The following is a 9,181-nucleotide window of genomic DNA, read 5'->3' as shown; positions in this document are numbered from 1 at the left end:
ATGTGAGATTGAGATTAAAGGAGTAAACAATATGAAGTTAAAGAAAGTCTCTCCATTTGTGCAAAAGATATTAGGCATTCTTCTTTCTCGTGGTGTAATAAGAAAAGATTTTTTAAGTAAAATAGAGAATATTAGGTAATTTTTTGGGAGTGCAAAATATGTAGTGCCGAAAAAATTGGGCCTTAGATTTAGTATTAGAGCCAATTTTCAAAAGATGTGTTAATTTATGATAAAGAAAATACTCAAGAAAGAAATATATTCCCTTTTGTTAAAAATTTTATAGAAAGCAAAAAATTATCGTATAAAGTTATTAAATACGGAACCTATAAAGAAGATGAATACAAACAATTACTTGCTAAAAGTAAATGTATGCTTTTTCTTTCAAAATCAGAAACTCAAGGTTTAGCGTATAATTTTGCTATGGCTTCTAATGTTCCTATATTAGCTTGGGATTGCAAAGGAATTATAGATATTCACTCATATTTTCAAATTGATAGAGATATACCAATCACTTCTACGCCTTATTTTTCTTCTGAATGTGGAATGCGATTTACTTACTCAAATTTTAAAGAAAAATTTGAAGAATTTTGGGATAACTTAAGTAATTTCAATCCTAGAAAATATGTTATGGAAAATTTATCGCCTCAAAAATCGGCAGAGCTATATATTCAATATTATTTACAAACTTTTCAAGAATAAAGTTATGAAGATATTAGTCTTATATATTTTAATTTACTATAATCAAATCTTTCAACATATCTTTGTTGAGGAGTAAGAGTATAACGATATAGATTTTCCATAAAATGGTCATTTTCTTTTTTAGGTTTGCCATCTTTATCATAAACCCATCTTACAATTTCGTAAAGATGTCTTTGGCACTTATCAAAGAAATATAAAGAAGGCATTTTATTTGGTCCTTTCAACCAATTTTTTAAGTTTCTAATTCCGCTATCTTTATCTTTTGAAGCAATATCTAAAATAATACCTCCTTTTCTTAATTCTCTTTCAATAATTGTAAAACTATCGTCAATATTTACTCTATTCTTAACATATTGATTATCTCCTTTCGCTAAAGGGTCAATATAAGCATAATCTAAGTTCCATTTATATTGCTCTTTCAATTCGACTATTTTCCCCCCAATCTCTTCAGGGCTTAAATTTTTCCATACTTCATCAATTACATAATGACAGTCTTTTTCATTAACCGCATAAAAACCAATTGCTTGAGGAAGATTAAGATGTAAATCAATTAATGCCGTTACAATCCAATCTTGAGGAATTTCAAAAGATTTTACAATATGAATATCTTTTTCAAATTCTTTTAAAACAAGCCCAATAAGTTCCAACCATCCTCCCTTTATCCTTGCTTCTTTTTCTTCATCAGAACAAGCATTGATAAAGTTTTGTATTGCTTGTTGAGAAAGATAAGTATTTGCCTCAATAGAAATATTTGTAATACAACCAATAGAAGGGTCTTTAACATTTAAAACTAACTCGTCTAATACCCAGCTAGAATTGCTTAAAGCTGTCATTGTAATAAGAAAAACCCCATTATTGGCAACAAGTCCCCTTTTATTTGCTATATATTTATCTCGAGGCAAAACCTCATCTGACCATACCCAATCTCCATTCCAACCTTCGTGAACTACTGTATCCTGACTGTGTGTCATTAATTCAATTGTAGAGCCATTATTAAAAGTCCAATAAGTATCAACCCCTATATTATTCTTTCTTGTTGTATAGGTTCCTCTAGGAAGCCATTCTTTTAAAGCAGGGATAATAACTTCACCGATAGTCTTTTCCCAATCTACGGCAATAATCCTTCCCCTTGTTGGCTTTCCTTCAAAGATAGAAAGCTTTTTATCCCATCCTTGAGTTCCTAGAACAAAAGAGACAATAATATTTGTTGCTAAAGTAGTCTTTCCAATCTTATTTGCTCCCACCAAAACAATAGTTTTTTTGTTTTGATGAAGCAAATCAATAACTTTTTGCTGATAAGGAAGGGGTTTAAAATATTCATTTTTATGGGTTAGTTGATAAAGTTTTATTACCTCCAGCAATTTAACTTCTCTTTGTTCAAGTTTTTTAAAACGCTCTTTAAGTTCTTCTAATCTTTCTTCTTTTTCTTCTGTAGTCATTTTTCTACAAGTTCTCCATCAATTACAATTTCCCCTAATTTCTTAATTTCTTTCAATAATTCTTCTTTTTCTTCTTTAATTTCTTTAAAAGTTTTCTCAATTTGAGTAATATCTTGTATCTCTGTAGGTTTTCCTCTAGCCAAATTATTCAGTTTTGCTATTTCTCGGATGGCAAAAGCAATATGACCGTAGGATGCTTTGTTAATCTTTTCGTCATTAGCTAATGCATTCACAAGTTTTAGTTCTAAGGCTGATAGACAAGAAGGCTTGATTCTTTCATAAATTTCTGCATCAGATAAAGTTTGAAAAAGGTTTTTAAAATTCTTAAGAGCACATATTACTGTTGAATGGTCTACTCCCAATTTTCTTCCTATTGCAGAATAGCTATAGCCCTCTAAGCGCAACTTAAGAGCTTTGACTGGGTCAAGTTTTCTTGGTCTGCCACCTTTTGATGGGTCATTTTCAAAGAAATATCTTTCATATGACTTTTTTTCTATCATAATAAAAGTTTATTTAATAAACAAAAATTTATCAAATATTTTTTAAAAAAATACTTTAAAAATACCTTGACAAATTGTAAATTTTTTGGAGGAGTTAAAAAATTTCTTGACAAATAGATATTTAATATTTTAAACTTCTCCCTGAAGAAACAGAATTTTGTGTGATAAAAAAGACGTGAGGGGTTAAATGTTAGAAGCGTCCATAAAAAAGTCTAACAGCTTCAGCCATCAACGAAAGGTTACGTTGAAGTCGGTAAAAAAATGTGCGGAGGTAAGCCTGGCGCATTTCGGGCTCTCCCCTTCCAGCATAATGTTGACTGGTTTAAGACAGGAAATATGCTTAAGCAATCTGTTTAACTCTTGAGAGAAAACAAGTAATAACAGGTAAAATTGCTGAAAAATCCTCAAAAAGGCGAGGGGACTTAGACCATAACGGTCATTTTTTCAAGCTGAAACTTGAAAAAATGACAAAACACATTAAAATCTCAAATCAAAAGCTCTTTTAAGGATTAAAGGCTCTTTTGTAGATTTTGTAGATAGAAGGGGATATAAATTGAGATTTAAGTTTGCCCTTGCCCCCCCTCCCCCTCCATATGTTCTTCAGAACGTTCCTAAAACCAAAAAATTTTATAACCCTTTAAAACTTAATGGGTTAAGTCAAGTTAACATCAAGTTAACATAATGTAGATTATCGGAACTTAAACTGCATAACTCCTTGATACTCAACAACTTACGGAAAAAACAAATAAAAAGACCTCAGGAAAAAATTAAAGGCCTCTCTAAACATCCCTCAGTCAGAAAAACTTGAAAAATCAGGGGAATTGCAAGATTAAGCCAAAAAAAGTCAATAATATCAAAAGTTTGTAAGAGAAGGTATCAAAAAGGCTAATAAAATCAAAAGTTTTAAGGGGTAAGAGGGGGGTCTGTTTTTTTTTGACGATTTTTTTCAATTTTTTCCCGTTGGTATTCTGTTAGTATCTTTTAATATCCTTTTCAGTTTTCTACCTTGCCTGTGGAAAAGTGATGACAAACAAAAAAATCAAACCCTAATAAAATCAAGCCAAAAAAATACTGTTATTACTACGTCAAATGTTATATTTAATTACTACATAAAATGTTAGTTTTTTTGTATTTCATATTCCACATATTCTCTTTTTTCTAAAAGCTCTTTTATCTCCTCTTCCTTCTTTTGAGCCTTGGTCTTTCCTAAAAGCATAGTTTCGCAGATAATAGAGCCTTTATAGAGAACAATAATCCGATTGTCTTCTAAGATACAGACATCTACCTTAGCTTTAGCAAAGGAAAACCTCGTCTTGTTTGGTGGAATTTGAATAATCTCTCCTTGCACAGAAATGGTGTTATCATTCTTAACAATCCTTTCAATCTTTCTGCAGAATATAGTACCAAGGTTAATCCCGTAAGGCAAAACCAGATAATTAGAAGGACAACAAAGGGCATATTTCTTATTGTGCCAAGGCAGAAAGTTATTGAGAAGAAACTCATTGGCACTATCATAATCCTTGATTTTAAGAAGGGCCATTTTCTTGATAAGTCTATCCTGAAAGAGCCTAAATCTAACCTCAATCCTTCCTTTAGCTTGGGGTGAGTTGGCAGGTATGATTGTAATCCCCAATTCCTTCAAGGCTCTCTCTATCTGGGTCTCATCCTGTTCAGGGCTAACATTTACATGGAGACCCCCATGTCTTGTTGTTTCAAAATGAGAGGCTTTGTCTACATAAAGGGCGGAAAACAATCTCTTTCTTTCAATAAATCCTCTGATAACAGCCATATTGGCAAACATATTATCAGAAGAGAAGAACCTTGCATAAGGAATCTCATTTGTTGCATCATCAATCATTGCAATAAGCCACCATTTCACAGGAATGGATGGAATCCATTGATGTTTAAGAGGAATCCATCCCTTAAAACTCTGCTTTAATCTTGATATGTGAACCCCTGAATACCCCAATGAAGAACCTGCTTGATAACCCTTTATTTCTTTCCTAATCAGCTTCTCTAAAACCTCATACTTTTTAAAGTCTTCCATAGTTACATTGTTACCTGCATCCATCATTAGGACACCTCCTTTTGATATTGTAACTACACGCTTACAAAAAACACTTGACAAAAGTAAAAAAGATATAATATACTATTTTTAGAATGAAGATAGTGATTAACTTTAAAAAATCACAAGAAAATAAAGGGGTCTCTATCTTTGCCTTCTTAAAGTTAATCACTATCGTAGAGACCCCTTTTTCAAATTCAAATACTAATGCAAGGTAAACCTAAACGATTAGTGAATATGTTGAATTCAACCGATATAATGAATACTTTACATATTGCCCGAGCAACATATTACCGATACATAAAAAAGGGAATATTTAAAGGACTTATACAAAAAGATGAGCTGTCAGGGAATTACTATCTACATCCTAAAGATTTGTCCAAAATTCAAAGAATTATGAAAGTGAGATAATTAATGATAATTAGTGATAATATATATTATGTTAACCTGAATGAATTAAAATGACTTGGCTACATTTCATTGGAAACCAATATTATACCATCAACGCTTTCATAAAAAAGGCGGAAAAAATAGGTGTAAGTAGAAAAATTAATATAAAACGCCTTAAAAATATGAATTGGGGAGATATTATATACCTTTTTCAAGGAGATTCTGAGGGCTCAACCCTATTTGGCTTTTTCAAACTGGATTGTATATTAAGAAATTATCAGATAAAATGAAAATAGAAATCAATAATCAAAGATATTACGAAACACCTTACGGCAGATTACCAAGCTCAACAACTATATTGAGCTTACTAAATAAACCTGCCCTTCTTAATTGGGCGATAAAAACTACGGTCAATTATATCGGCAAACATCTTGCCGATATTCAAAATAGATTGACCGAAGAAGAAGCTATAAGAATCCTTGAGGAAGCAAAACAAGAAGCAGAAAGGATAAAAATAGAAGCAGGAAACATTGGGTCAGAAGTGCATAAATGGGTTGAAAGTTATATTAAAGAATTACTTAAAAAAAATAAAACTATCCCAAATATTCCTAGTAATATTGAAAAGCCAATACAGGCTTTCTTAAGTTGGAAAAAACAATATCAATTTAAACCTTTGCAAAGCGAGCAATCAGTCTATTGGTATAGTCACAAAAGAAAAATAGGATATGCAGGCACTCTCGATATTATAGGAATAATCAAAAATAAAAAATATATCATAGATATAAAAACTTCTTCTAACATATATCCAGAAATGAAATTACAAGTGGCAAGTTATAAAAGTGCTTATAATCAAATGCAATATCCTAAAAAAGTAAGGGGTGGTGGTATTTTGAAGCTAGATAAAATTACAGGAATGCCTGAATGGGTAGATATTACCGATAGCTATAAGCAAGACCGTAAGGCATTTTTGCATTTAGTGGGCTTCTGGTGGCTCACGAGGTGAAAAATGGAAAATCTAACAACTGAAGAGGCAACCCAATTAGCTGAAGATAAAGATAATTGGGAAAGGGGTGGAGGGTATTTGAGAGATTTAGAAGGAATATCTGTATTTTCTGATTGGGAATTACAGGCTATGAAATCAATGGCTAATGCTATGGATATAGCGCTAAATGCTATTTTTAAGAGGTGAAAAAAATGGAAAAAAATCTAATTTTATCAGACCAGGAATTCGGGATATTAGAAAAATGGGGAAAATTAGCTATTCAATCGGGTATTCTTCCTCAAGGGACAAATCCTGCCCAGGCAATGATAATAATACAGGCAGGGAAAGAAATGGGACTAGAGCCTACGCAGTCTCTGCGATCAATGAATTTCATTAAAGGCAGGCTAACAATGAGTGTTCAATTACAACTAGCCCTTGCAAAAAGGCTAGGGGTAAGAATAAAAGAATTACACGAAAAAGAAAATGAATGCGTAGTAACTTTGGTTCGAGAAGATGAAAAAATTACTTGCACATATACGATGGATGATGCAGAACGAGCAGGGCTTCTAAAGCCTGAAGGAAATTATTATAAATATCCCAAACAAATGCTAAGATGGCGAGCAATTGGAGATGCCTTAAGGATAATTGCTCCTGATTTTGTAATGGGAATATTGAGTCCTGAAGAAGCAGAAAGCATAGAACTTGAAAAAATAGAAAGTATAAAATCCAAAAAAATAGAGAATATAGAACCTGAAAAAATAGAACTAGAAGTTGAAAAAGTAAATATAGAATCTCAAAAACAAGAGCAAATAGAATATATTACAGAGGAAGAAAGAAAAGAATTATTTGCTCTTCTAAAAGCCCAATCAATTGAGCCAATACGATTACAACAATTCTTGCAAAAAAAATATTGCGTAGACAAAACTGCTTTGATTCCTAAATCGGAACTTGAAAATATAAAAAATCAGATTATGGAAATGAAAAAAGAAAAAAGCTTTGAGCAAGAATTATGGGTAGATATTCAGGAAGAAGATAGACAAAGAAAGATAAATAGCATAAAAGAAAACCAACAACGGCTTAATGAATTAGAAGTTGACCCTTTTGTTATTAAGCAAATTTTTGCTTCTGAGGGGATAAAAGAAGGACTGGATAAAGCCAATGACGAGCAACTTGAGAAAGTAGAAAAGCTTTTGAAACAGTTAGTGGAAGAAAAAGAAAAGAGCTTTGAAGAGGAACAAAAAGAAATAGAAGATCTGTTTGAAGAAGAAAAAAATGCAGATTAAAGTGTTAATCACCCCAACAATAGCTGGTTTACAGATTAAAAGCTCTGTAACGGAATTAAAAGATTATTTTAAAAGAAAAAAAGTAGAAAAACATCCTCCTAAGACTTTCAAACAATTCTTGAAGGAATGCTTGGAAGATAAAGAAATAACAAATGGTGAAAAAGCTTAAGTATATTGAATTCTCCTTTGATGAAAAAGAAAGAGAATTGACAATTTAAAGAAGAAACATAAAGATTGAACTACATAAAAAATGATTTACATCGGTATTGACCCAGGAATAACAGGAGCAATTGCCATCAACGATGGCAAAATTAAAATCTATTCTATGCCTACTATTGCAATCTTGAAAACCAAAAATAAAAGAGATTATGATATTTCTAAAATAGTAAAAATTATTGAAAAATATAAATGGAATGAAGTTTTTGTGATAGTAGAAGAAGGAGGAGTAATGCCCAAAGAAGGTAGGGTCTCGTCATATAAAACAGGACGAGGGCTGGGAATAATTGAAGGCATAGTTAGTGCCTTGCAACTGCCCTTTGTGAAAGTCAAACCTTGCACTTGGAAAAGGGAAATGCTAAAGGATTGCGCAGGGGATAACCCTAAAGGAAAAGCTATTTTACAGGCAGAAAGATTATTTCCAGAAGTAAGCCTGTATAGAACGGAGAGGTGTAAAAAACCTGACCACAACTTTGCAGATGCTCTTCTGTTAATGGAATATGGAAGGAGAATATATTATGAGAAATCATAGACAAATATATCCGTTGAAAAAGACATTCAGGAGGCTTTTTCTGTATTGCCACAACACCAAAAGCCTAACGCGAAATGGAAATACTGAAAGATAATATTACAAAATGGGGATGGAAAACAGGAGGGGAAAATGGAAAAAGAAACAAAAGAAAATAAAAGGATAGATATAGAAAAATGGATATTTAGATGTGTTATTGGGTTAGGGATTTTTATAGCAGGGGTGCAGGTAGGGATATGGCAGGGCAGAAGGCTGGAAAGAGAAGAAAACAACATCCAACTCAACGGCATTCAATCCGTAGAAGCTGTTGCGACTGCCTATTCTCCAGAGAGAAGACAGTGCGATAACGACCCTTACATCACAGCAATCAACAAAAGAGTAAAAGAAGGTGGGATTGCTGTATCAAGACCTCTGGAAAAAATTTTGCCTCTAGGAAGTTGGGTCTACATTGACGGCAAATTTTATATTGTCAATGATAGAATGAATAAGAAGTGGCAAGATTATCGAATAGACATATTTTGTTGGGACAAAAAGAAAGCTTTCGAATATGGAAAAAGAAAAACAATAATTTGGTATAGATAAATGAAAACTATTAAAAAGTGATTTCATTTAAATAAACAATGGCTAGAAGATTTACATTCACAGAAAAATGGCTGGACGGATGGTTTTTAGAGTTATCTAAAGAAAATAAGTTAATATGGATATATGTTTTAGATACCTGCACTCCTGCGGGCAGATGGATTAAAAATTTTAAAATGCTTAATTTCTGTTGTGAAAGCAACATAACAGAAGAAGAATTTAAAGAAGCTTTTAAAGATAAAATAATAGATAAGGGAGATTATTATTTTATTCCTGATTTCCTTAGGTTACAATATCCACGAGGTTTAAATTCTCATAAACCTGCGATTATATCTGTACGAGATGAGTTAATCGTTCATAAATTATTATTTAATGTAAAACAATCATTGCCTAATGATTATTTAATCATTAAAGACAAAGACAAAGATAAAGACAAAGACAAAGATAAAGACAAAGACAAAGATAAAGACAAAGAGGGTAGAGAGAAAGAAAAAGAGGG

12 protein-coding genes are annotated in these 9,181 nt (G+C 32.1%); 9 read left to right on the top strand and 3 right to left on the bottom strand.

Annotated elements, in window-relative coordinates; all coding sequences use genetic code 11:
- Positions 1-216: 216 nt before the first annotated feature.
- On the top strand, positions 217-699 hold the full coding sequence (locus tag AB1397_01800) for a hypothetical protein (GenBank protein ID MEW6481728.1): 483 nt from the start codon (positions 217-219) through the stop codon (positions 697-699).
- Positions 700-701: 2 nt separating this feature from the next.
- Here AB1397_01800 and AB1397_01795 read toward each other — a convergent pair whose 3' ends face one another.
- The 3 genes from AB1397_01795 to AB1397_01785 form a co-directional block, all read right to left on the bottom strand.
- Positions 702-2,138, bottom strand: a complete 1,437-nt coding sequence (locus AB1397_01795; GenBank protein ID MEW6481727.1) for a DEAD/DEAH box helicase family protein — start codon at positions 2,136-2,138, stop codon at positions 702-704.
- Positions 2,135-2,638, bottom strand: coding sequence for a hypothetical protein (locus AB1397_01790; GenBank protein MEW6481726.1), 504 nt, complete (start codon positions 2,636-2,638; stop codon positions 2,135-2,137). Before AB1397_01790 ends, AB1397_01795 begins: the two co-directional genes overlap by 4 nt.
- A 1,117-nt stretch (positions 2,639-3,755) precedes the next feature.
- A complete protein-coding gene (locus AB1397_01785; GenBank protein MEW6481725.1) occupies positions 3,756-4,712 on the bottom strand; it encodes a hypothetical protein in 957 nt (318 codons plus the stop codon).
- 86 nt (positions 4,713-4,798) lie between these two features.
- On the opposite strand from AB1397_01785, the gene AB1397_01780 reads away from it, so the two are divergent.
- The 8 genes from AB1397_01780 to AB1397_01745 form a co-directional block, all read left to right on the top strand.
- The gene (locus AB1397_01780; protein ID MEW6481724.1) at positions 4,799-4,921 is read left to right on the top strand and encodes a hypothetical protein; all 123 of its coding nucleotides are present in this window, start codon (positions 4,799-4,801) and stop codon (positions 4,919-4,921) included.
- Positions 4,922-5,379: 458 nt separating this feature from the next.
- Positions 5,380-6,096: a hypothetical protein gene (locus AB1397_01775; protein ID MEW6481723.1), complete on the top strand. Its 717-nt coding sequence runs from the start codon at positions 5,380-5,382 to the stop codon at positions 6,094-6,096.
- Between the two features lie 3 nt (positions 6,097-6,099).
- Positions 6,100-6,282, top strand: coding sequence for a hypothetical protein (locus AB1397_01770; GenBank protein ID MEW6481722.1), 183 nt, complete (start codon positions 6,100-6,102; stop codon positions 6,280-6,282).
- 5 nt (positions 6,283-6,287) lie between these two features.
- A complete protein-coding gene (locus AB1397_01765) occupies positions 6,288-7,358 on the top strand; it encodes a hypothetical protein (protein ID MEW6481721.1) in 1,071 nt (356 codons plus the stop codon).
- The gene (locus AB1397_01760; protein MEW6481720.1) at positions 7,348-7,527 is read left to right on the top strand and encodes a hypothetical protein; all 180 of its coding nucleotides are present in this window, start codon (positions 7,348-7,350) and stop codon (positions 7,525-7,527) included. The genes AB1397_01765 and AB1397_01760 overlap by 11 nt, the downstream gene beginning before the upstream one ends.
- Before the next feature lie 81 nt (positions 7,528-7,608).
- A complete protein-coding gene (locus AB1397_01755) occupies positions 7,609-8,106 on the top strand; it encodes a hypothetical protein (protein ID MEW6481719.1) in 498 nt (165 codons plus the stop codon).
- A gap of 129 nt (positions 8,107-8,235) precedes the next feature.
- A complete protein-coding gene (locus AB1397_01750; GenBank protein ID MEW6481718.1) occupies positions 8,236-8,685 on the top strand; it encodes a 3D domain-containing protein in 450 nt (149 codons plus the stop codon).
- 38 nt (positions 8,686-8,723) lie between these two features.
- The coding region (locus tag AB1397_01745) for a hypothetical protein (GenBank protein ID MEW6481717.1) at positions 8,724-9,181 on the top strand (458 nt) is incomplete at its 3' end.

This window comes from bacterium (genome assembly GCA_040756715.1).
Taxonomy (GTDB): domain Bacteria; phylum UBA9089; class UBA9088; order UBA9088; family UBA9088; genus JBFLYE01.
The sequence above is the reverse complement of the archived record's forward strand: the minus strand, read 5'-3'. Positions and strand labels throughout refer to the sequence as shown.